At 62.8% G+C, this 23,206-nt stretch carries 18 protein-coding genes and 2 pseudogenes; 6 read left to right on the forward strand and 14 right to left on the reverse strand.

The window, feature by feature from the left end; all coding sequences use genetic code 11:
- Window positions 1–11 precede the first annotated feature (11 nt).
- The gene (locus E1J61_RS02995) at window positions 12–2,087 is read left to right on the forward strand and encodes an acetate--CoA ligase family protein (RefSeq protein WP_243736749.1); all 2,076 of its coding nucleotides are present in this window, start codon (window positions 12–14) and stop codon (window positions 2,085–2,087) included.
- A 1,179-nt stretch (window positions 2,088–3,266) separates the two neighbouring features.
- On the opposite strand, the gene E1J61_RS03005 is transcribed toward E1J61_RS02995, so the two are convergent.
- A complete protein-coding gene (locus E1J61_RS03005) occupies window positions 3,267–4,250 on the reverse strand; it encodes an ATP-binding protein (RefSeq protein WP_133092670.1) in 984 nt (327 codons plus the stop codon).
- A gap of 25 nt (window positions 4,251–4,275) precedes the next feature.
- A pseudogene (locus E1J61_RS03010) lies at window positions 4,276–5,247 on the reverse strand (integrase); the annotation flags it as partial.
- On the opposite strand from E1J61_RS03010, the gene E1J61_RS37285 reads away from it, so the two are divergent.
- The gene (locus E1J61_RS37285) at window positions 5,137–5,382 is read left to right on the forward strand and encodes a hypothetical protein (RefSeq protein ID WP_165971402.1); all 246 of its coding nucleotides are present in this window, start codon (window positions 5,137–5,139) and stop codon (window positions 5,380–5,382) included. The pseudogene E1J61_RS03010 and the gene E1J61_RS37285 overlap by 111 nt on opposite strands.
- Here E1J61_RS37285 and E1J61_RS03015 read toward each other — a convergent pair.
- The 11 genes and pseudogenes from E1J61_RS03015 to E1J61_RS03065 form a co-directional block, all read right to left on the reverse strand.
- Window positions 5,379–5,834: a hypothetical protein gene (locus E1J61_RS03015; protein ID WP_195428762.1), complete on the reverse strand. Its 456-nt coding sequence runs from the start codon at window positions 5,832–5,834 to the stop codon at window positions 5,379–5,381. The genes E1J61_RS37285 and E1J61_RS03015 overlap by 4 nt on opposite strands.
- 573 nt (window positions 5,835–6,407) lie before the next feature.
- Window positions 6,408–7,469, reverse strand: a complete 1,062-nt coding sequence (locus E1J61_RS03020; protein ID WP_133092671.1) for a phosphotransferase family protein — start codon at window positions 7,467–7,469, stop codon at window positions 6,408–6,410.
- 163 nt (window positions 7,470–7,632) lie between these two features.
- Window positions 7,633–8,706 (reverse strand): porin, encoded by a 1,074-nt coding sequence (locus E1J61_RS03025; protein ID WP_133092672.1) that lies wholly within the window; start codon window positions 8,704–8,706, stop codon window positions 7,633–7,635.
- Window positions 8,707–8,910: 204 nt separating this feature from the next.
- Window positions 8,911–9,888, reverse strand: coding sequence for a tripartite tricarboxylate transporter substrate binding protein (locus tag E1J61_RS03030; RefSeq protein ID WP_133092673.1), 978 nt, complete (start codon window positions 9,886–9,888; stop codon window positions 8,911–8,913).
- A 114-nt stretch (window positions 9,889–10,002) separates the two neighbouring features.
- Entirely contained in the window at window positions 10,003–10,983 is a 981-nt protein-coding gene (locus tag E1J61_RS03035; protein WP_133092674.1) for a tripartite tricarboxylate transporter substrate binding protein, read from the reverse strand.
- A gap of 220 nt (window positions 10,984–11,203) precedes the next feature.
- Window positions 11,204–12,004: pseudogene (locus tag E1J61_RS03040) on the reverse strand (SDR family NAD(P)-dependent oxidoreductase); the annotation flags it as partial.
- 56 nt (window positions 12,005–12,060) lie between these two features.
- Window positions 12,061–12,864, reverse strand: coding sequence for an enoyl-CoA hydratase/isomerase family protein (locus E1J61_RS03045; RefSeq protein WP_133092675.1), 804 nt, complete (start codon window positions 12,862–12,864; stop codon window positions 12,061–12,063).
- Window positions 12,861–14,102 (reverse strand): acetyl-CoA acetyltransferase, encoded by a 1,242-nt coding sequence (locus tag E1J61_RS03050; protein WP_133092676.1) that lies wholly within the window; start codon window positions 14,100–14,102, stop codon window positions 12,861–12,863. The genes E1J61_RS03045 and E1J61_RS03050 overlap by 4 nt, the downstream gene beginning before the upstream one ends.
- A 21-nt stretch (window positions 14,103–14,123) precedes the next feature.
- Window positions 14,124–15,599: a carotenoid oxygenase family protein gene (locus E1J61_RS03055; RefSeq protein ID WP_133092677.1), complete on the reverse strand. Its 1,476-nt coding sequence runs from the start codon at window positions 15,597–15,599 to the stop codon at window positions 14,124–14,126.
- Window positions 15,600–15,644: 45 nt separating this feature from the next.
- A complete protein-coding gene (locus E1J61_RS03060; RefSeq protein ID WP_243736750.1) occupies window positions 15,645–17,318 on the reverse strand; it encodes a class I adenylate-forming enzyme family protein in 1,674 nt (557 codons plus the stop codon).
- 78 nt (window positions 17,319–17,396) lie between these two features.
- Window positions 17,397–18,836: a carotenoid oxygenase family protein gene (locus tag E1J61_RS03065; protein WP_133092679.1), complete on the reverse strand. Its 1,440-nt coding sequence runs from the start codon at window positions 18,834–18,836 to the stop codon at window positions 17,397–17,399.
- Between the two features lie 121 nt (window positions 18,837–18,957).
- Here E1J61_RS03065 and E1J61_RS03070 point away from each other — a divergent pair, with 121 nt between their 5' ends.
- On the forward strand, window positions 18,958–19,746 hold the full coding sequence (locus tag E1J61_RS03070) for an IclR family transcriptional regulator (RefSeq protein ID WP_133092680.1): 789 nt from the start codon (window positions 18,958–18,960) through the stop codon (window positions 19,744–19,746).
- Window positions 19,747–19,781: 35 nt separating this feature from the next.
- Here the strand turns inward: E1J61_RS03070 and E1J61_RS03075 are convergent, their stop codons facing one another.
- On the reverse strand, window positions 19,782–20,558 hold the full coding sequence (locus E1J61_RS03075) for an IclR family transcriptional regulator (protein ID WP_133092681.1): 777 nt from the start codon (window positions 20,556–20,558) through the stop codon (window positions 19,782–19,784).
- Window positions 20,559–20,738: 180 nt separating this feature from the next.
- Here E1J61_RS03075 and E1J61_RS03080 point away from each other — a divergent pair, with 180 nt between their 5' ends.
- The 3 genes from E1J61_RS03080 to E1J61_RS03090 all read left to right on the forward strand — a co-directional run bounded on the left by E1J61_RS03080 (window position 20,739) and on the right by E1J61_RS03090 (window position 23,117).
- A complete protein-coding gene (locus tag E1J61_RS03080) occupies window positions 20,739–21,446 on the forward strand; it encodes an alpha/beta fold hydrolase (RefSeq protein WP_133092682.1) in 708 nt (235 codons plus the stop codon).
- Window positions 21,447–21,655: 209 nt separating this feature from the next.
- Window positions 21,656–22,066 carry a limonene-1,2-epoxide hydrolase family protein gene (locus tag E1J61_RS03085; protein ID WP_133092683.1) on the forward strand — a complete coding sequence of 137 codons (411 nt, stop codon included), beginning with the start codon at window positions 21,656–21,658 and terminating at the stop codon, window positions 22,064–22,066.
- Window positions 22,067–22,121: 55 nt separating this feature from the next.
- On the forward strand, window positions 22,122–23,117 hold the full coding sequence (locus E1J61_RS03090; RefSeq protein WP_133092684.1) for an SDR family NAD(P)-dependent oxidoreductase: 996 nt from the start codon (window positions 22,122–22,124) through the stop codon (window positions 23,115–23,117).
- Window positions 23,118–23,206 lie beyond the last annotated feature (89 nt).

The following is a 23,206-nucleotide window of genomic DNA, read 5'->3' on the forward strand; positions in this document are numbered from 1 at the left end:
TGGAAAGACTGTTGAATCCGCGTTCGGTCGCCATCATCGGCGCCTCGGACGACCCCGCGCGCATCGGCGGCCGGCCGATCGCCTCCATGCGCCGGCTTGGCTACGCAGGCCGCATCCTGCCGGTCAACCCGAATCGCCGTGAAGTGCAGGGCCTGCAGGCCTGGCCTTCGGTCGACGCCTTGCCGGAAGTGCCCGACGTCGCCATCGTGGCCGTCCCCTCCAGCCAGGTGCTGGACGTGGTGAAGGCGCTGGGCGAACGCGGCGTTCCCGGCGCCATCCTGTTCAGCGCAGGCTTCGCGGAAGTGGGCGGAGCCGGCGTCGCCTTGCAGGCCGAACTGGTGGCCACCGCGCGGCGCACCGGCATGCGCCTGCTGGGCCCGAACTCGCTTGGCCTGGTGAACCTGCACACCGGCTTTGTCGGCAGCTTTTCGTCGCTGGCGGGCATTGACAATGTGAGCGCCGGCCGCGTCGGCGTGGTCAGCCAGTCCGGTGCGTACGGCAGCCACCTGGTGTCCACCCTGGTGGATTCCGACGTCGGGCTGTCGAACATCGTCATGACCGGCAACGAGGCCGACCTGACGCTCGGCGAGATCGTCAGGCTGATGGTGGACGATCCAAACACCGACGTGATCGCCCTCTACTCCGAAGGCATCAACGACGGCGACAGGCTCGTCGAAGCGCTGAAGGCCGCGCGCGCCGCGCGCAAGCCGGTGGTGATGATGAAGGTCGGCCGCAGCGAGGTGGGCGGCGCGGCGGCGCAGTCGCACACCGCGTCGATCGCCGGCAACGACGCGGTCGTCGACGCCGTGCTGGAAGAACTCGGCGTGGTGCGCGCCTACACCACCGAAGCCATGGTCGACGTGGTGCGCCTGGCCACGCGCGGCGTGTTCCCGGCCGACAACACGCTCGGCGTGATCACCGTCAGTGGCGGCGCGGGCGTGATCGTCTCCGACGCGGCCGAGGAATACGGCGTGCCGATGCCCGAGATGCCCACGTCGGCCCAGGCACGGATGCTCAAGATGCTGCCGATCTGCGCGCCGCGCAATCCAGTCGACACCACCGCGCAGTTCATCAACGACCCGACGCTGGTGAAGCCGTTCATGGAGATGATGCTGACCGAAGGCGGCTATCGCTCCGTGCTGGGCTTCTTCAGCTACGCCGGCACCACCGCCGAGGTGGCGCCCGTGCTGCGCGAGCAGCTGGCGGCCATGCGTGCCGCCTATCCGGACCGGCTCTATGTGCTGGTGCTGCGTGGCCCGCGCGAAGTGATCCGCAGCTACGAGGCCGAAGGCTTCAGCGTCTTCGAGGACCCGAGCCGGGCCGTGGCCGCCATTGCCGCCATGGGCCGCTTCGGCCGCGCCTTCGCCATGCTGCCGCTGGCCGGGGCGCCGCAGTTCGGCGCGGTCACGCTGCCGGCGCAGACGCCGAGCGAAGCGCAGAGCAAGGCGCTGCTGGCCGAAGCCGGCATTCCCAGCGCACCGGAGCGCGCCTGCAGTTCGGTGGAAACGGCGGTGCTAGCCGCGCGCGGGATCGGCTACCCGGTGGTGCTGAAGATCCTGTCGCCGGACATCCTGCATAAGTCGGAAATCGGCGGCGTGCTGCTGGACGTGCGCGACGAGACGGCGGTCCGCAGCGGCTTCGCCACGCTGATGGAGCGTGCCGGCAAGGCCGCGCCCGATGCGCGCATCGAAGGCGTGCTGGTGGCCAGGCAGTTGAGTGGCGGTGTGGAATGCATCATGGGTATCAACCGCGACCCAGTCTTTGGCCCGATCGCCATGTTCGGCCTGGGCGGCGTGTTCGTCGAGGTGCTCAAGGACGTGGTATTCCACCGTTGCCCGTTCGGCGAGGACGTGGCCCAGACCATGATCCGTTCGATCAAGGGCGCACCGTTGCTGCTGGGCGCGCGCGGCCGGCCGGTGGCGGATATCCCCGCGCTGGCGCGTACGCTGTCGCGGCTGTCGGCATTCGCCGTGGCGGCGGGGCACCGCCTCCAGTCGATCGACCTGAACCCGGTGTTTGCCATGCCGCTGGGTGAAGGCGCGTACGCCGCTGACGCGGTCATCGAAATCAACGCGGACGCCGTCTGATCCATGCGGGATGGGCCGGCTTGCCGGCTCACTCCCTTTTCCTCGTCCGGCATATTCCTGCTGCTGTTCAGCGTCGCCTCTCGTACTTGTTCACTACCCTCCGATGGATCGCATTTCAAGCTGTCGCTCGCGCGTTGGCCCGCGCCGAAGAAGTATGTGTCGGGAGTCGCGCTGCAGCTGCTCCGTACACGTAGGGCACGTTTCGCACGCCTCAGTGTGGCGTAAGCCGGGCGGGGGAGAGGCCGCCCCAGTGGTGGGCGCATGTCGGTGTTCAGGGCGGTGTGACGCCGCCAGACGTAGAACAAAGGAAAGTCGTCACCGACCCCGAAGTAATGTCGTCAATCCGCATGACAACGGTGCCGCAACCGGACGTACCATCATAAGAATCAATGACTTACGCTACGCGAACTAAAATCGTCACCGGCTTTTGGTCGCGAAGTGTCAATTGAGGGCATGCGAACGCCTGCACGGACCCAAAATGCTGCGCCATCTCCATTTGGCGACCCAAGATCGGAGACCTGAAACAGGTCAACCTGACCGCCTTGTGGCAGCGGCTCGCGCTATGCAGATCGAACCCGCGAAACCTCTACCCGCGGCTCCTGCATCCGAGGCCATGCTCAAAGTACGAGCGCGCGAACGCCTTGCGGTGGTCCGGCCTCATCGGCTGAAGACGGTCGGGTCGCCACCCCCGGTGGCCATAGAATGCATGGCAATGCGGACAACGGTATGGTGCCTCGAGTAGCTGCACGTTCAGGTAATACGGCGCTTCATGTCCGCACCGTCTACATGTCGACTCCACGGGGCAACGATGCGCAGGACATCGACTCGCGGTCTCTAATTGGTGCAAGAGAGAGTGGTAGCCACGCACCATGCAGAAATGGCGGTAGCGAAACACTTCGCTATAGCGTCGCCGATTGGTTTCCTCGATGAGTGCCATGTGCAGCGATTTTGTTGGCAAGCCCAGCGCTTCGTTCAGCCGAACGATATCGACGAATCCCCTCGTCGGCGGAAGGCTCTCGTAGGGATCGATGTCCAACCTCATCAACCGCATCACAGCGACACCGGACAAGGCATTCGCCACTTTGAGTTTCCAGAGGATCGAGACGAGCGATTCCCGTGGATCGATCCACTTCTTGTCGAACACGTAGCCCAGCGCCGGAGTGAGCTTCGCCTAGGCCCTCACAAGGCAGCGGAGACGAGCACACGACCGATTGCATGGCGTGACTGGACATAACCGGAATGCCGTACCGCGTGCGCCCATAGCGCTGGCTCGGGACAGTAGCCCGAGCAATCCCTGAGCTCGCTATCCTTTAGCAGGATCTCTACGGCACGGACAAACGACTCCATTGGAATCTCGAGAGCCCCAGGCAAGCTGGCCTTGTGGTGCGCCGTCTCGAACGCGTCCCACAGCGCGTCGGCATCGTTGACCAGTCGATAGCCAGCGTCAAAGGCTTGCGGAACGTAAAATCGGGTAAAGCTCCATTCGCTACGCTCAGGATAAGCCGTCTCGTCATAGCCGCTCAGACACGTCGCCACGTCCTTCGCATTTCGAATGCCGTAGAAGGCCAATTCCTCGACCATCAGCCGCGCGACAATCTGAGTTTCCCCGGCCAACTGCATGGCCGTTTTCTGAGCGAGCAATTCCTGTTGCCCGACGAGGAAGGTGAACAACTTGATCTGCTGTCGATCCAGCGCATCGTGAACGTCACGCAGCCATTCGTATTCATTGTCGTTGTAGCGCTGCGCCTCATCACAGAAAAGCAGAACCGTCCCACTGCCTGCCCGAGCGGCGGCCTCACGAATCCTCAGTGCGAGGCGCATACGTTTGGCCGGGTTGGCGACAGCGTTAGGATCCGGGTCGCCAACCGCTTCAAGCAGGTTGGCGAAGAACGGTCCCTCCGCATGCCTCGGCTTGTGTTCGCATCGTGCGTGGTAGCTGGTCATCCGTGGGTGTTCGCGTGCCAACAGCAATCGCACGTACTCGATTGCCCGCGTCTTACCGATGCGCGACGGGCCGTAGATCAGGGCGCCCATAATTCTGTAGCGCAGACATCGAGTGACCAGTTCGTAGAGTTCTTCGATGGCCGGCGTGGCGATACGATAGTTGCCGGTGACCAAGGGGTGCAGCGATGGATCGATCGGACGCGGTATCTGAAGCGACATGATGACTCTCTCGCGGATGACAGGGTTAATGGACTTGGCCGGTACCGATAGACAGCTTCTTGGGTCGCGTCGGTGTTTTTTTCTGCTCGGAAGCCTTGTCTGCTTTCTGTTCTGACTCGGCGTTCGTTGCGGTCTGGGCGGCGGATGCTCCCCGCCCCATCGCAGTTCGCGCCGTCGGCGCGGATGACAGAATCCGCTTTGCTTCCGCCAGTTCGGATGCCGCCTTCCGTGACTTCTTTGCCTGCGCCATCTTTCCGTCGACGTAGTCTCCGATGGGATCCGCATCCACTGGCCCACGCGACCGCTTCTTGTCTTTCTTCTCCTGATTGATTTGCTGGCGTAGTTTCAGGTTATGCCGTATCACGCCCCAGGCCCCCTGCGCCTCCAAGACCCCAAACTCCGCGCCGTCCGGTTGGAACGCGTGGACACAGCGAAGATCATCGGCGTTCAGGTATATAAGCAAGTCTTTGCCGATCAAATCCGTGCTGCACGCAAGGACGCTGCTTGTGTAGCGCACGCCATACAAGTTGATGTGCGGTCGAATCGGGACTGTACTTTGGCCCTGCGTCTGCGCAACAGCCAACGAACTCGCAAAACGCGTCGAGCGTCTCCTTGGCGAGATTCGCCTTCGCATTGTCCAGCTTCATCCATTCCCAGGTTGTATACGCCAGCTCTGTGAGGCGCTGTGAGGGAAAGCCGTTGTGCGGACCGTAGGCCAAACCAGGAATCGTGAAGTCGCGCAGTCGATGCGGCTCCAGGGCCGACTCGATGGTCTTGATGACGTCGTAGCGACTATACTCGCGGCAAATCGCAGATGAAAGCCTAGCACCGCACGCGTGCAGACGTCGATGATTGCAAGCAGCCAAACGCGTTCGATCTCGAATTCATGTTCAAAGCCCAATGCATCGCGTACGACCACCTTCAGCCGGATATCGAGTCGGTGGCCGTCGAACTCCACGACCTGGTAGGGGCGCATGGCCGGCCGACTTTCCGCCTTATCGTAAGAGCGCTTTGTCGCCAGTCCAAAGCCGCTTTCAGTCTCTTCAATCTGCTGCATACCGGTCGCGTGCATGCTGAGGAACTGCGAACCGACGAGAAAGCTATCCGGCGCTGGCAGGATGGCTGCTCCTAAAAATAAAGCAGCGCCGCGTGTTGCTCAAACAGGTGCATACCAATGGACGACTTCATGTGTGGAAGCCCTTTCAGGTGAGTGGCGCCAGCCGCCCGTGCGGCGTGTTCGGCCGCGTCGACCAACCGGACATTGACCGCATCAGCGTTCAACTCGAGGCCCTCCTTCGCTTCTTCATCGATCACTGGATCCGGCAGGAGGATCAACTCTTGACGATCGGAGTACGAGACCAGGAAGTCTGCTAAGTGCCGCCTCTCTCGAAACTGAATGAACCCGGGGCGCTCGCAAAAGTGGCTGATTGCCGGATCGGATTCGATCAAGACCCATTGATCGAACGCACAGCGTCGGTGGAAAGTCAGCCGCCGCTTCAGCTTTGGACTGAAGACTTCGAAGCGGTGCGCACCGCGCGGGCGGACGAGCGCAACCGGCTCCGCTATACGCAGAGAATCTTCCATGAGATCAATGCCTTACGAGCGGGGCATTCGAAGTCTAGGACGTCAATTGACGAAATTAATCCGGACTAATGCGAATTGACGATTTTGCTTCGCGAGGAGTGCAAGCAATAGTGTCAATTCACCGGCCGGGTTTCTATATTCGACGCGGGTTCCAGCCGGATTCCGGAGTGACAGACTTGCTCCGTTCTACGCGTGTGGCAACGATACACGGCAACATGCGCTGCCAGTTGTCTACCCAGGTACGCGAGGCCGCCAGCTCCGCGGCGTTGACCAACCGGACGTTTCTGTCGCCGGCATCAAGATTCGCGAGTGGCTTCGCATCGCCTCCAACTATCGGATCGGGGAGGATAACGAGTTCTTGCCGATCAGGGTATGTCACCAGGAAGTCGGCGAGGCTACGCTTACCTCGGAACTGAATGTAGCCAGGACGCTCGCAAAACTCGCGAACTTTCGGATCTGACTCAATCGTGATCCATAGGTCGAACGCCTGCTTTCGGTACAACATGAGCCGCCGATTTAGCTTTGGACTAAATGGCGCCGCCAAAGAGCTAACGCGAAATCCCGGTCCAGCCCTCAACCCACCCGCTGCGCCTGCGCCCAAGCCAGTTCGGCCACACGCGCAAAGCGTTCGCCCATGGCATGCGCGTCGGCATTGGACGCCGTGCCGCGCGCAACTCTGCCCTTGATGCCATGCAGGATCGCGGCGAAGCGGAACATGTTGAAGGCGATGTAGAAATCGAGGTTCGGGATACCATCGCGGCCTGTACGCCTGCAATAGGCGTCGACATACGCAGCCTCGTCCGGCAATTCCAAGCCTGCCAAATCCAGCCCCGAGATGCCACCCAGGATATCAGGCGGCATGCGGAACATCATTACATGGTAGGCAAAGTCGGCAAGTGGATCACCGAGGGTCGACAGTTCCCAGTCCAGCACCGCCAGCACCCGGGGCTCGGTGGGATGAAAAATCACGTTGTCGGCCCGGAAGTCGCCATGGCCAATGGCAACCTCATCGGCGGCTGGCAGATGCCGAGGCAACCAGTTGGTGAGCAGATCCATCGCGGGATGCCGACCGGCCACTTCGTCGCTCAGGTACTGGGCCGACCAGCGCGCCACCTGGCGAGCCACGTAACCGCCAGGCTTGCCGTAATCGCTTAGACCGATCGAAGCGGGATCTATTGTATGCAACCGGGCCAGCGTCGCGTTCATCGCGTCCATGTACGCCGCCCGTTCATGCCGTGACACATCGGAAAAGCTGGCATCCCAGAAGATCCGTCCTTCGATCATATCCATGACGAAGAACCAGCTGCCAACTACCGACTCGTCGGTGCAAAGCCCGTGAATATACGGCACCGGAAAATCCGCTTGGCCGAGCGCCGCCATCACGCGCGCTTCGCGCTCCACCGCATGGGCGCCCTTCAGCAAGGGGCCGCGCGGTTTGCGCCGCAGCACATAGCTGCGGCCAGGCGTGGTCAGGCGGTATGTGGGGTTAGACTGCCCACCCTTGAACTGGTCGATCGTGAGCAGCCCCGCATAGCCCGCCACATTCTGTTCCATCCAGCGCTCCAGGGCCGTCTGGTCGAACTGATGCTGCTCGCGCACCGGCACCGTGCCGGCGAAATCATGCCTGTTGGTCATGTTTGTCCTCGGCGTCGAAAGCGTTACGCTTCATCATCTTCGCTGGCGTCCGTTTGTTAACAGCGATCGACCCGTCATAGATTCGAAGGCATACGGCCACTCCCGACCATATGCCTCTACTCAGGGTCTAAACATCTTGCGTGCCGAGACCAGCGCCCTTATCTCAGAACTTGTGCCGAATCCCCAGCGCAACCCCGGTTTGGTTGGTTTTCCCCGGTGCGAGCGTCTGCAGCGAAGCGAAGTTGAGCGCAGAGTTTTTTGCGTAGGCGGCCACGCCATAGACGTCGGTGCGCTTGGATAACGAGTAGATTCCCTGCAACACGTACTGTTGCGGATTGGCCGGGTTGGCGACGCCTGCCTTCGACTTGATGTCGTCGTAGTAGTATGCGAGCGTCAGCCCAAATGGCGTGGCGATCTGATAGCCGATGCCGGCCCAATACATATTGTCGCGCGACGAGGTAGCACCATTTGCGGCGACGTCCTTGCCCCAGCGGTAGCCGGCCGTGAGCCGGATCGGTCCCTGCGTGTAGGTGCCGGCCACTGCTGCCTTGCGCGACTTGGCGATGCCGGCGGCGGTGTCGGGGCCATTGCCCTGGTCATAGATCACCGAGACCGCAAACGGCCCCGACCCATAGCTGACGCCGCCGCCCCAGGATGCGCTGGCCTGAATCGAGCCAGGCTGTTCGCCGAACGCGTAGTGAGCCTGCGCCGTCAGCGCGCCGAGGGCGATGCGGTACTTGACCGCGTTATCGACGCGCAAGGGCCCGAGCAGCACCGAGAACGGTTCGTAGGTGCCCGAGTAGTAGAGCGGCGTAAAGTTGGCCAGGATGTCAAAAAACGTCGTGTATTGCCTGCCAAACGTTAACCGTCCATAGGGCGATTCCATGCCGACAAAGGATTGCCGGTTAAACAAGCGCGAGGTGTCGGCCATCGTACCGGTGTCGATATTGAAGCCGCTCTCCAGCACGAACAGGGCCTTCATGCCGCCACCCAGATCTTCCACGCCGCGCAAGCCCCAACGCGGGCCGGACAAGCCGGCAGAGGTGAGCTTGACCGCCGACTTGGCGCTGTTATCTCCCGCAATTGCAGAACGATTGTTGCTGCTGTACTCCAGATAGGTATCGGCCACGCCGTAAATCGTAACACTGGATTGCGCGAAGACGACCTGCGCCGACATACCCGTTGCACCCATCGCCATAACCGATGCCAGAAACCGAACCCGTCCAATCTTGTTCAAAACACTCCTCCTTATCGATGTGATGCACACCCTGCGGGAATTCCCCATTTCCCAGCGGCAATTTATTCTTCCTGCCTGCCTGCTCATCAGAAGAACGTTTCTGATGATTCAATTCAGAACTATGAGATAACGCGCCGCCCCTCCTTACGCAGTGTTAGCCCGGGCCCATACCGAGGCAAATAATGGGCCGCCCTTTTCGAAGGCTCAGTCCAGCCGAATGTCGGCCGCCTTGATCAAGGCGGACCAGCGTGCCTGATCGGCGCGGACATCGGCGGCGAATTCCGGCTGCGGCTTTCCCCCGGGCTCGTAGCCCAGGTCGGCAAATTTCCTGACGACGTCCGGATTGCGCGTCACCGCCGAAATCTCGGTCTGCAAGCGCTTGACCACCTCCGGGGGCGTTCCCGCGGGGGCGAAGAAGGCGCCCCAGCCGAGCGCTTCGAAACCCGGCAAGCCAAGTTCCGACAGCGTGGGGACATCGGGCGTCAGGCGGCTTCGCTTGGCGCCAGAGGAGGCGATGATGCGCACCTTCCCGGATGCGACATAGGGGCGCACAGACGGGTAATCGGTCCACATCGCGGCGACCTCCCCGTTCGCCAGCGCTTGCACCGCGGCACTGCCGCCTTTGTAGGGGACGTGGAGCATGCCCGCACTTAGCGCCTGGTTCAATGCGTGGCCGTACAAGTGCGACGACGAGGCGTTGCCGAACGACGAGTATTCCCACTTTTTGGTGGTGGCTTTCGCCTCGCTGGTGAATGCTGCGAAATCGGTGGCCTTTACGCGGCTGGTGCTGACTGCCAGCCACAGCGGCGCGCTAACCAGGGTGGTCACGGGAACGAAATCGCGCAGCGGGTCATACGGGATCTTCGGCATCGCGCTGGCAGTCTGCAGCAGGATCGGAATCGTGAACAGTAACGTATAGCCGTCAGGCTGGGCCTTGGCGACATAGTCGCTGCCGATCACGCCGCTTGCGCCGGGCCGGTTGTCGACCACAATGGCCTGCTTCATATTGACCTGCAGCGCCGAACCGGCGATGCGCGCGACCACATCGGTACCGCCACCGGCGGGGAACGGCACTACGACCCGCACTGGCTTGTCGGGGTACGATTGGGCCGCAACCGGTCCGCACAGCAGAACCAGCATCGCCATCAGGGCACGCCGGCGGGGGAATGAAATCCACGTCATTGGATCACCTCGACAAATTCGGAAGAAAAAAAGGGGGCTCTGCGCGTACGCGCAGTGGCAAATGTCACGGCATTTTTACGACTGAACGGCCCCACCGGGACCGGCAGCGGCAGATCAGTCCGGTTGAATCCCGGCCTTCCCAATCAGCTCGGCCCAACGCACTTTTTCGGCGCCGACTCCCCTGGCGAACGATTCCTGGGACTGCCCGCCGGGCATGTAGCCAAGGCTGCCCAGGCGTGATACGACATCAGGCTGATGGAGAACCTTCACGGTCGCCGCGTGCAGCTTGCTGACGATCTCTGGCGAGGTCTTGCTGGGGACGAACAGCCCGGCCCACGTCGGCAGATCGAAGCCCGGATAGCCTTGCTCAGCCAGCGTCGGCACCTCGGGCGTCAATGGCGACCGCTTGCCGCCAGTGACCGCCAGAAGGCGGATCTTGCCCGATGCCAGTTGCGGCTTCAGCGTGACGATATCCAGAATCGTGAGCGACACCTCGCCCGCGACCAGCGCCACGCTCGCCGGGGCAGAGCCTTTGTAGGGCACGTGGATCATGTCCAGCCCGGCCACCGCGTTGAACTGCGAGCCGAGCACATGTGCGGAGGAGCCGTTGCCGAGCGAGGCGAAGCTATGCTTGCCCGGATGCGCCTTGACCTCCGCCACGAACTCCTTGACGGTGCGCGCTGAGGTCCGCGAGGTACTGACCGCCACCCATAGCGGCGAGGTGACCACGTCAATGACCGGCGTCAAGTCTGCGATCGGGTCATATGGCAGCTTCTTGAACAGCGATGGCGTCTGCACCAACAGCGGCACCGTCAGCAGGATCGTATTGCCATCCGGCGCCGACTTGGCCACCACGTCGGTGGCAATCGTGGCGCTGCCTCCCGGCCGGTTCTCGACGATGACGGTCTGCCCCAGCTCGACGGAAAGCTTCTCCGCCAGCAGGCGGCCCAGCACGTCGCCGCCGCCGCCGGGCGCGAACGGGACGACGATCCGCGCCACCGGCTTTGACTGAGCCCACACAGGGTTGCCCAGCGAAGCGAGGCACGCGGCCTGGGCAGCGAACGCGAGAAACGATCGGCGGGTTTTCGTGGACATGCTCTTGTCTCCTGTAGACGGCTGTCATGGCCGCCTTTCTTATGGTCTGGAATGGTGGGGCCCGCAGTGCCAGCCTTCCTTCATGGCAGAATTAGAGCGCACAACGCAGGCGGTGGAAAATAGCTTCGAAAGAACAGCTCACATCATGGGATTTTCCTCGTCGGCATGGAGGGCAGCGGACCTCAAGGGCATTCCGCGCCACCTTGCTCTGCTCGCGCGATAACGGACTCACCAGATGGCCGCCATCCACTGCCAGCGTCGTCCCGGTCATTGCCGCGCCAGCATCCGATGCCAGCAGCAGAAGTGGCCCGTCCAGATCGGTCAGCTGGCAAAAACGCCGGCCGGGAATGCGCAGGCGCAGTTTTTCGCCGGCCTCGCTGCGCAGGAAGTCTTCGTTCATCTCGGTCATCACGTAGCCGGGCAGAAGCGCATTGACCCGGATCCGGTGCCGCGCCAGTTCCAGCGCCAGTGCCCTGGTCGCCTGGATCACGCCCGCCTTCGAGATGGCGTACGGTGCAACGCCCGCGGTCACCCTGGCGCCAAGAATCGAGGCGACATTTACAATGCTGCCGCCGCCGGCATTTATCATGCGCCGCCCGGCTTCGCAGGCGACCAGCCAGCACCCTTTCAAGTTGGTGTCGACCACCGCATCGAAATCCGCCTCGGTCTGCTCCAGCGCCGGCCCAGTCAGCGCGACCCCGGCATTGTTGACCACCACCTGCGGAGTACCCCACGGTATCGCGTCGAAGCAGGCCTGGATGCTTTTCGCGTCAGTCACATCGAGCGCCAATGCGCACGCCGTTCCGCCCGCCTGGGAAATCGCTTCGACGATCGGTTGCAGCTTGTCCACGCGACGCGCAGCGAGCGCGACACGCGCGCCGGCCTCCGCCAGCACAGATGCAAAGTGCTTGCCGAGTCCGCTCGATGCGCCCGTGACCAGCACCACGCGCCCATCCAGCCGGAAGCGCTGCGATGGCGCGACGGCTGCAGCGCTGTGTGTGTCCTGCAATTCACTGTTCATGTTGTCGCCCGACTCTTTTACCGAGCGGAACAGCAGTCCGCTCGATCCGATTGATGTCAGCCAAAGTTAGCCTGCCTCTTCTGCAGCATCGCCGTCACGCCTTCGGCGAAGTCCGCGCTCGCGGCACATAGCGCGAAGCTCTCGGCCTCGGCGCGCAGCTGGGCCGCCAGATCGCGCTGGCCGGCATCGAGCAGCAAGCGCCGGGTCAGCGCCAGCGCCAGCGGCGGACCGGCTGCCAAGCGACGCGCGATCCCCTCGGCCTCAGCCATCAGCTCCGCCGGTGCCACCACGCGGTTGATCAGGCCGGCAGCGCGTGCGTCTGCCGCGGACAGCGGCTCGCACAACAGCGCAAGCTCCAGGGCACGACGCAGCCCCACGGCGCGCGGCAGGCGCCAGGTCGTGCCGCACTCGGGGCTCGCGCCGACCAGCGCGGCGGCGACATTGAAGCGCGTATCCGCCGCGGCGACGATCAGGTCCGCGGCCAGCATCACGCCGATGGCACCGCCCGCCACCGCGCCGTGTACGGCGGCTACCTTCGGGAATTCGAGACGCTCCATCACGGCAAGCGCGCCGTGCATTTCGTCGACAATCTCGGCCGGGCTGCCATGCGCCGAGGTCATCGCCTGCAGATCGCCGCCGGACAGGAAGGCACGCCCTTCGCCGCTCAGGATCAGTGCGCGCACATCGGTGGCGGCCGCGAGGTCTTCGCAGGCGAGGCGGAAGGCCCGCGCCAGCGCAAGGTCGACGGCGTTGCGCGCCACCGGCCGGTTGAAGCGGATATGCGCAAGGCTCCCATCCCGCCATGCCAGCACCGGCATGGTGGCCTCCGTATCGGCACCGATCTCAGTGAGCGGCATCATGCTTCCCCGTCCCGCTCCACCACAAAGCTGGCCACAGTGGCGCACGACCCACCGATATTCAGCGTCTGGAGCCGTTTTGCGCCCTCGATTTGCGCCTCCCCTGCCGTGCCGGTCACCTGGCGCGCGGCATCCAGCAACATGCGCGCGCCTGTGGCGCCCACCGGGTGCCCACACCCGATCAAACCGCCGCTCATATTGACGGGGCACCGTCCGCCCGGTTCGATGCTACCGTCTTCCACGGCTTGCCAGCTCTGCCCCGGCGGCGTCAGGCCGAGGTGGTCCAGCGCCACGTACTCGGTGGTGGTGAAGCAGTCATGGGTCTCGACCCCGTCGATCGCTTCAATACCCGTCACATCGGCTCGTCGCCAGGCATCCTCGATGGCGTGGCGCAGGTGCGGGAATACATAAGCCTGGTCACGGCTGCGCTCCAACTTGTCCTGCAAGCGCAGGCCGGCGGTGCGGTGTCCCCACCCTGCGATACGCGGCAGTTGGTCGACCGATGTGCCGCGCCGCCGCGCATACTCCTGCGCGAAGCGTGGCGAGGCCAGTACAATGCCGCAGCCGCCGTCGGTCACCTGGCCGCAGTCCTGGCGGCGCGTGCCCGGCTCGATCAGCGGGTTGGCTTCGTCGTTGTCGGTGAAACTGTCGGCGCTGAACTGCCAGTTGCGGGTCTGCGCCAATGGATTGCGGCGAGCATTACCGTAGTTAATCTCGGCAATGCGATTCAGGTATTTGCGGTCCAGTCCGAAGCGGCGCTCATACTCCTGCGCGATGCGCCCAAATGCCGCAGGCCACATGAAGGTGCATTCGATCTCTTCGCGGCCTTGCCACGCGGCGGAATTCTGATTTTTTGAGGCCTCGTGGCCCGAGATGTTTTTAAACTCCTCGGCGCCCACCACCAGCACGCAATCATAGCGCCCGGCTTCGAGCTCCGCCATCGCCGTCAGTACGGCCAGCGATGACGACGCGCAGGCGCCCTCATGGCGCATGGCCGGTACGCCCCACAGTTCCGGCACCACTTGCGCCACCATCGCGCCGAGATGCGCCTGCTGGCGCTGCAGTTCACCGAACGCGTTGCCGACGTGGATGCTCTCGATCTGCGCTGCATCGAGCGCGCAGGCGTCGAGGGTACCGAGCGTGGTGTCGCGGATGATGTCGGAGATGTCCTGTCCATGGCGGGACCAGACCCTGGCGAAGTCGGTCTGGTAGCCGCCGAGGATGTATGCGGATTGGCTCATGTCAATGGCTCGGTTGGGGGTTCACAGCAAGCCAGCCCAATCGGACTGGATGTCCCTCGCGTCGGCCCAGCACGCATGCGTACCGCTGCTGATGCGATGGGGAAGGAAAATGCGCGCGACCGGCCCTGCGGCGAGATCGCGGGCGTCCAGCACAAGGCATTCGGAACGCTCGGTGTTCATGTCGGTGACGAAACTGACCACATAGCCATCGTCCTCACCCTGCGCGTCGTGGCACGGCGCCATCGGCGATTCGCTGCCGAAGCGGCCTTCGCCGAACAGATACTGTTGCGACTCGCCGGTGATGTGGTCATAGCGCAGGATGCCGTCGAACAGGAATGCTCCGGGGTGCGCAAGCATGTTGTACGAGTAGCGATACGGCTTGCCCCAGTACTCCATGTTGACCATGCCGAACTCGAGATAGCGCTCGTCCAGGCGGCGTTCGCGCGTAGCGCCGGTGCGCAGGTTGAAGCGCCATTCGTACAGCGTAGGGCCGTACCGGTCCGGCCCCATGGTGTTGCCGGTGTTGTCGTAGCCGGCCTTCGGCATGGGCGTCTTCTGGTGATAGCCGTGCAGCACCACCTCGTCACCGTCTTCCCAGGCATTGAGCCAATGCAGCACGTAGGTCGGGCTCGCCTCGAACCAGCGGATCTGCGCCGAGGCGGCCCAGCGGCGCGGCACGATGGCAAAGCGCGACGGCTTGTCGGGGTAGTAGCTGAGCTTGTGCTTGCCTTGCGGCAGCAGATTTTCGTCCCAATGCAGCGGAAAGTCGTTCAGAATGGCGAAATGTTCAGTGAACGCCATGTCGTGCGGAAGCCGTGGGCCCGGCAGCGGCACCGGCACGTAGTGCACCAGCCGGTTTTGCCGGTCGACCTCGCCGTAATGCATATACGGGGCGTCCTTGCTGTAATTGAAAAAGAGCAGATCGCCGGTGCGCGGATCGACTTTGGCATGGGCGGAGAGGCCACAGTCCCGCAACACTTCGGCGCCCCAGGCATCGACCCCCTCCAATTCCAGGGTACGTGCATCCAACCGGTACGGTTCGCCGCATTGATAGAACATCGCGAGCGCTTTGCCGGCATGGACGATGACGTCGGTAGCGGCGCTGTCGCGCAGCCCGCCGCGCGCGCCCCAGCCCGGCAGCTCCGACAAGCTCGGCTTGTCGATCAGGCCGGCATACAGAGCCCGCCCGGCTTGTTGCTCCTGCTGGAACGCCCTGGTGCGGATGAAGCGGTTGCGGTATTCGCAGCGACCGTTTTGAAAGCTCATCAAGTGCAACATCGCGTCACCATCAAAAGGATGGAACTTGCCGAGCGGCTGGTGCACCGGGTTCTGCGTGTTGCGCAGATAGACGCCATTGAGGCGTGCCGGGATCGTCCCTTCGACCTCCAGGTCAACGGCATTGACTTCGCGATAGTTAGGGGTGAACGGCCCGGACGTGTAGGGATGCCCTTCGAGCGCTAGCGTAGGGTGGATTTCTCCGACGACTTCGACATGCATGGTTGACTCGCTGTATGAAATTTGATCGATGCGGGCGAATTAGCGCTACATCTGCACCGCCGCACTCGTGTTCTGACTTACGCTCGCCAGCAACTGGCGCAACTCCCGCTTGAGTACCTTGCCGACCGGGTTGCGTGGGAGCTCGGCCGTGATCAGCAGTTGCTCCGGCAGCTTGAAGGCTGCGACACCTTCCGCGCGCAAATGCGCCACCAGCGCAGGCAACGTGACGGTGGCGCCCGGTAGCGGCACCACTACCGCGCAGACCCGTTCGCCCAGTGTCGGATCGGGGCTGCCGATTACCGCCACCTCCCTGACATCGGGGTGGCCGAGCAGCAGGCTCTCGACTTCCTCCGACGAAATATTCATGCCACCGCGGATCACGATGTCCTTGTGGCGCCCTGCAAAGCGATAGAACTGATGACGATCTCCAGCGATTTCGAACAGGTCTCCGGTGCGGTAGTAGCCTTGCTCGTCGAAGGCGCACGCCGACAGCTCCGGGGCGTTGAAATAGCCGCTGAAGATCGCCGGTCCCTGGAAGCGGAGTTCGCCGACGTGGCCCGGCTCATCGATCTCCGCGCCGGTATCGGGATCGACGAGACGGGTGCGGATACGCTTTGCATTGGAGTGCGACCAGGTGTAACCGGGCACCCCCATGCGCGGAAAGTACAGCGCGCGCTGGCTGCGGTCGGGGATGTCCTCCGGCGTTGACGACAGTGCCGCGCCTTCATTCGAGCCGAAGTAATTGACAATTTCGACGTTGAAGCGCTGCGCGAACTGCGCCACCAGCCAGTCCGCCAGCGGGCCGCCGCCCGAACCGATGCGTTTCAGGCGCTGCAGGTGGACTCCGCTGAGACGTTCCGGCTCCTTGAGCAGGCGGCTCAGCACGGCCGGGGCAGCCACCGTATAGTCGATCAGGCTGGTTCGCAACTGCGTGAGAAATACCTCGATGTCGAACGGGTGATGATGATGCAAGCCGCCGCCGATCAGCAGCCACGCCACGAGGCTCGTCGAGACTCCCGCCATGTTGACGAAGGGGAAAGGAATCAGCAGCTGGTTGCCGGGCTGCAGGCGGCCGGCCTCCACCACCGATTGACCGACCACCAACCACTCGTTGTGGTTGCGCGGCACCCCCTTGGAGCGTGCTTCGGTGCCGGAGGTCCAGCAGATGGTGAAGACGTCATGCGCCGTCAGGCCAATCGCCTCCATGTGCGCGCATAGCGCCGCCGCGTTCCACCCAGTGGTAGCCGTTAGCGCGGCGTCAAGGTCGCCGATGGCGGGCGGCAAGGCGTCGTCCGAACCGTCCCGATAGCACCAGACTTGCTCCAGCGCGGCGCATTGCGTCATGTAGGCGGCCCACTGTTCGGCCGCTTGGAAGGAACCGACGCGCTGCGTCGTGATGGCGAACCTGGCGCCGGTGGTGCTCAGCACATGGGACAGCTCATGCCCGCGGTACTGCATCGGCACAGGCGACACGATGACGCCGGAGATGGCACAAGCAAGATATAGGGCGTGTAGCTCAACGCAATTCGGGAGCTGCAGCACAATGATGTCGTCCTTGCGCAAACCTTGCCAGTGCAGCCAAGCGGTGTAGCGGCCGACTTGCTCGAGGAGTTCACCCCAAGTCCACTGTTGCGCCGCCTTGCCCCACAGCGCAGACCGGTTAGGTGGATCGGCGACTGCGAAGGCGGTAGGCTGCCGCACCGCGGTCTCGACAAACATTGCGCCAAGCGTCCGCTCGCCCCACCATCCGCGCGCGACATAGTCTTCGATTTTGTCCCTGGATACCAAGATCATGATTTACTTCCAACGATTGAGCGTCGCTTGACTGACAAAGGTGGCGTGAAAACCGTTGGGGACACGGCGTGGCAACAGCACGCGCGCAACCGGTCCTTGGGCGAGGTTCGCGCCCCTGCAATCAAACACCTGAATTTCCGAGCGGGCATCAACGGGGTTCCAGACAAAGCAGACCAAATAGCCATCGTCTTCGGCCATGCTGTTGTCGCGCGGCGCGAAGCCGGGCTCGTTGTAGAAATGGCGCGGGCCGGCGCTGTATGCGACATAGCCGCCGGTATCGAGGTCATACTTGACCAGCCCCGGGAAGCGGGGCTCTTCGTGGCCGCCATGCGGAAACACTACGTTGTAAGACCAGCGATTCCTGCGCCCCTGGTACATGCTGTTGATGACGGGGAATTCCGTGTTGAGCACGTCGTCGATCGGGCCTTCGTGCGTCTCGCCTGTCTTCAGATTGAAGCGCCACTGGTAGAGCAGGAAGTCGCGCTGCCGCAAATGGATGGTCCGCTCCAGCCTGCGCGCGTCCGGCTGACCGTCGGGGCCTGCGTGGATGCGGTACGGCGTGCCGATCATGACGATCTCGTCGCCTTCTTCCCATGCATTGACAACGTGCAGCATGTACGTTGGCTTAGCGCTGAACCAGCGAATCTCATCTGCGTGGCCATGGCGCGGAATCACTGCAAAGCGCGACGGCTGGCTGGCATCGAACCGTAGCTTGTAGCGTCCCGCGCGCAGCGCATCGGCGTCTGGCCGCAACGGGAAGTCGTGCAGAATGCTGTAGTGCTCGGTGATGGCCATGTCGTGCGGGAGACTTGGCGCGTCGAGCGGGATTTCGGTGCGATGCACGAGCTTGCGATCCGGTCCGATCACGCCGTATTCCATATACGGCCGGGTCAAGCCATAGTCGAAGAACAGCAGCTCGCCGGTGTGCTCGTCCGGTTTGGAATGTGCCGAGATCCGGCTAATGGCGCCGCCGAAATCGGCGGGACCAATGGTCTGCAGACTGTCAGGATCGACCGCGTACGGCATACCTGAGCGATACCACATGGTAATCAGCCGGCCCGCGTGGTACTTCACATCGGTGTTGGAAGTGTTCTTGAGCGGCTCGTTGGGTCGGTCCGCGCGCAGCGGTTCCTTGAGTCCCTTCCACAGCGCGCGCCCAACGGCCTTCTCTTCCTGCAGCGCGCTGGTGGTGATCCATCGGTTGCGGTAGCTCACCTTGCCGTTGCGGAAACGCACCGCATGCAGCATGCCGTCGCCGTCGTAGGCGTGGTAGCGCCAGTTAGGCGGGAAGTAGTTGTTAGGTCCGTTGCGCACATATAGCCCATTCAGATCCGCCGGCACGCAGCCAATCACGGCCAGCTCGTCAAAGGAGTCTTCTTGTTGAATGCCCGCGTTGTTCCCGCTGAGGGCTCGATTGTCGAGGACGGGCCGGTCGACTTGCATACTGAGTGCCTCCGTGGCGCGGTGAAGATCGATGGCGTCAGTCTAGGGAGCTGCCTCGGGAACACGGCCAGCATTTTTGATATACTGGTGATTGTTTCGATATGTCATAATCGGCCTGATCATGTCCATTCCGCGCCGCGTACCGCTCGACCTGCTCGAATACGAGGGGGACCGCCAATTCGCCACGACGCTGGCGCGCGGGATCGCGCTGTTGCGCTGCTTTACGCCGGAGGAGCCGGTACTGGGTAACAAGGAACTTTCGCGCCGGCTGGAGCTGCCGGTGGCGACCATTTCGCGACTTACCTACACCTTGGTGGCGATGGGCTATCTGGCACAGGACGAGCCCCACGGCAAATACCGGCTCGGAAGTGCGGTGCTCGCGCTGAGCTACCCGCTACTGGAATTGTTCACGATTCGCCGGCGCGCACGACCCTACCTGCTCGAACTTGCCGAAAGTACGGGAGGCTCGGTGTCGATCGGTATCCGGGACCGCCTCAGCGTCGTCTATATCGAGGCAATACGCTCGCACCACCACAAGGTTTATCCACTGGATGTGGGGACGCGGCAGTCCCTCGCCGGGACCGCGATCGGGCGAGCTTACCTGATGTCATGCGCGCCATCGGAGCGCGAGGCCTTGATGAACCAGTTGCGGGTCCGCGCGCCGGAGGAGTGGCAGCGGCACCAGGCGGAGTTACGCCGCAACATGGCCGAGTATTCGCGCTGGGGGGCTTGCGTGTCGGTCGGCGAAATCTTCCCCGATGTGCAGGCGGTGGCCGTGCCACTCGGCCGGATTGATCGCGGTGAGCCCGCCGCGCTTAACTGCGCGTTCCAGGGACGTCCACTGAACCGATCCTGGCTGCTGGAAGAGATCGGGCCGAAATTGCAAACTTTGGCCCGTCAGCTGATGTGAGACCAGGCGAGGCCAGCCGCGCCTTGCCGTGTCTATTATCCCTCTCCGCGCCAACCAAACGGGCCGACTTCTTGCACCAGCAACTCGCCCAGTTCCGCGCGACGCTTCGCCGGCATCCTCGAGTTGATCGCCGCGATACTAATCCCTGCATAGCTGTTGCGGGTGAGCGCGAACGCGCATCCTACACCGCTCATTTCGACATGTGGATCCGCCGACTCCGAGTAACCGAGCTTTCGTGCGCGTGCGATTAGCTGGCGCAGCTGGGTTGCGCTGATACCGAGCCGGCTGTACTCCTTGCCATTTCTTGCCAGCATTTGCGCAATCTCTTCATCGGGCAGCATCGCCATGATGGAGACACCCACTGCGCTGGTGGCGAGCAGGCGCCGAATGCCGACTTGCACGATGAAGGCCTTGACCGGATAGTCGCCCTCCTCTCGGCACAGGCACACGGCGAAATCACCGCTGCGCACGAGCAGGAATACCGTGTCACCGGTCTGGCGGGCCAGCCGCTGCATCAACGGGCGAAAACGATCGCTTACGCTGGACAGCCCGGCGGACGAGAACCCCCATTGCAGAGCCTCGATTCCGAGCCGGTAGAGCTTAGTGGTACCGATGCGCTCGACGAAGCCCTCTTCGATCAGACACATCAGCAGACGATGCGTGGTCGAGCGATCAAGTCCTGACACCTCGATCAGATCGCGCAGCCGAATGCCGGAGCCATGGTTGGCGCCGACATGCCGGAGCAGCGACAAGGCTCTGGCTGCACTTTGCGTGCCGGACACCGGGGTAGCAACGACATTTTTCTCATCCATTGAGCAAATATATCAAATTCCGCTTGTACGGCGAAAGTCCTTCCCTTGTAATCGCGACAAACGGGGGCCACCGGTCCGCTGACACGAGCAATCGCGCGATGATGGGAATTCGGTGAACGTACTGTCATGGCAAGCAGGGAACAACGCGCGACGCCCCGACTTTAGTCAACGGAGACTGCATTGGAACGCATCAGACTATGGCTGCTACCGGGCATGATGAACACGGCCCGCGTATGGGATCCTATCGCCGCCGAACTCGCCGACGTGGCGGATGTCCACATTGCAGATCTGAGCTGGCAGACCAGCATTGCTGAGATGGCGCGGAGCGTGCTGGCGCAGCAGCAAGGGAGCTTCGCGCTGGCCGGCTTTTCGATGGGAGGCTACGTCGCGCAGGAAATCGTGGCGCAGGCGCCATCGCGCGTGTCCCACCTCGCGCTGCTCGGTACGTCCATGCGGCCCGAGAGTCCAGAACAGACGGCCGGCCGCAAGGCGCTGCTCGACGCAGTCGAGACGGATTTCTCGGCGCTGACACACAAACTGCTGGCGCTTAATCTCCATCCCGCGCAGGGCCGGGACAGCGTCCCGGCCCAAGTGCTGCGCACGATGTTCGAAACGCTTGGTCCCGACGTCTTCGCTCGTCAGATCCGCGCCATCACGTCCCGGCACGATACGCGTGCTGCGTTGCTTGCGGCGCAGATGCCAGTCGCCGCCATCTGCGGACGCGAAGATCGCGTTGTACCGCCGGCGTTGTCTGCGGAAATCGCCGCGCAGGTACCCGGCGCCAGCCTGACCTGGATCGAGCAGGCGGGACATATGGCGCCGCTCGAACAACCCTCAGCAGTTGCCAGCGCTTTACGGAAGTTGCTGCGGGTGCGAGGCGCCGCGTAGTGCCGCCGTTTTCTCGACATACGAGATATTTTCCAGATTGATCTGGATAGACAGCACAGCAAGCACTGTAATTCAACTGTAAAGACCCTCGCCCGCGGGGCTAGCAGCATTCGATAGCAGCAGAATTCGCGGGCGCGAACCACGCAGGACCAGCGGCCAGTCATGGACGACAGCCGGCAATTCAACCGATAACGAAAAGAGGAATCCAGATGGTCGCATCCACACTTTCCGCCGAACAGAAGAAAGATGTCTTTAGGGAAATGAAACAAGCCTGGGAAGCAAAGGATTGGCAAAAATGCGCCAGCCTGATCGCCCCGGACGGCGTGCTGCACTCTGTGATGCTGGACCCTTGCGTGGGGCGGCAAGCATTCTTAGAGCGCATCGAGAAAGCGGCCAAGCCTAACAAGCATGTCAAGCTACATATCCAGCGCATGGGTACTGCCGACGAGGCGCTCATCGTGGAGCGGATCGACGAGATCATCATTGACGGCATTGGCCGTTCGGTTCCGACGGTCGGCATCCTCGAGTTCGAGGGCGCGCTGATCTCGCTGTGGCGGGAGTACTACGACCGTCCGACGCTGCTGAAGGCCCTCGGCCTGAGCGCCGATCCTCACGCGTAAGGCTGATCCGCGGCACCGCACAACGCATTCCAGCTCAACTATCCGTTCCAGTATCATGGCCAAGACCCCACTCAAAAAGATCATCGCGTTCTATTGCCGCTTCACACCGAGCTACAGTGCGATCGGCTATCACGTGCGCCGCATGTTCTGGCGCCGGATCAACCCGGATTTTCGCGGGCAAACCTGGCTGGTCACCGGTGGCTCGGAAGGGATCGGCGCCTCCGCTGCCAGGCAAGCCGTGGCGGCCGGCGCTACCGTCATCTGCGTGGCGCGAGACACCGCCAAGCTGAAGGCGTTCGCCGCCTCGGTGACGCGACCGGAAGCGATACAGATCGAGACAGCGGACTTCTCACTGCAGGCTGACGTCTGGGCGCTGGTTGACCGCCTGGAGCAGCGCGGGGTGCGCATCGATGTGGCGGTCAACAATGTGGGCATCCAGAAGCGGGACCAGATCATCACCCGAGAGGGGCTCGAGACCTCGTTTGCCACAAACGTTCTCGGCCATTATCTGCTGTTGCGCGAATTGCTGGGACGCAAGATGCTGCGCGACGATGCCACCGTGATCGAGGTGGCGTCGGGCGGCATGTACAACCACGCGATGGTGGTCGACGATCTCAATATCACCGGCCCCGGCTATCTCGGCGTGCGCGCCTACGGCCTTGCTAAGCGCGCGCAGATGATGCTCATGACGCATTGGCGTGCGGCCTTCGCCAACACCGGCAAGTGCTTCTATGCGATGCACCCCGGTTGGGTCAATACCGCCAGCGTCAACCGCTCGATGCCGCGCTTCGTCGCCATTCTCAAGTCCGTGCTGCGCGACCATCAGAAGGGCGCCGACACCATCGTCTGGTTGGCCCACCGCCGGCCGGAGCAGGTACGCCCCGAGGCGATCTGGTTCGATCGCAAGGAGCGGCGCCCACATATCTACGCACATACACCTAAGTCCACTGCGACACCGTCCGATGTGGTGGCCAAACTCGAATCGCTGGTGCTTCCGCGCGGCGATTATGAAACTGTGAACTTGGCGTCAGTGAATTCGGTAGAAGTCTAAGGCTATGCTGAACAAGCCGCGTGAATTGGTGCGTTCAGACTGATAAGAACGTGTGCGGGCGAAAAACTCGGCTCTGATGACGAGAATTT

Origin of the sequence: Cupriavidus sp. L7L (assembly GCF_004353535.1) — a bacterium.
Classification (GTDB): Bacteria; Pseudomonadota; Gammaproteobacteria; order Burkholderiales; family Burkholderiaceae; genus Cupriavidus; species Cupriavidus oxalaticus_A.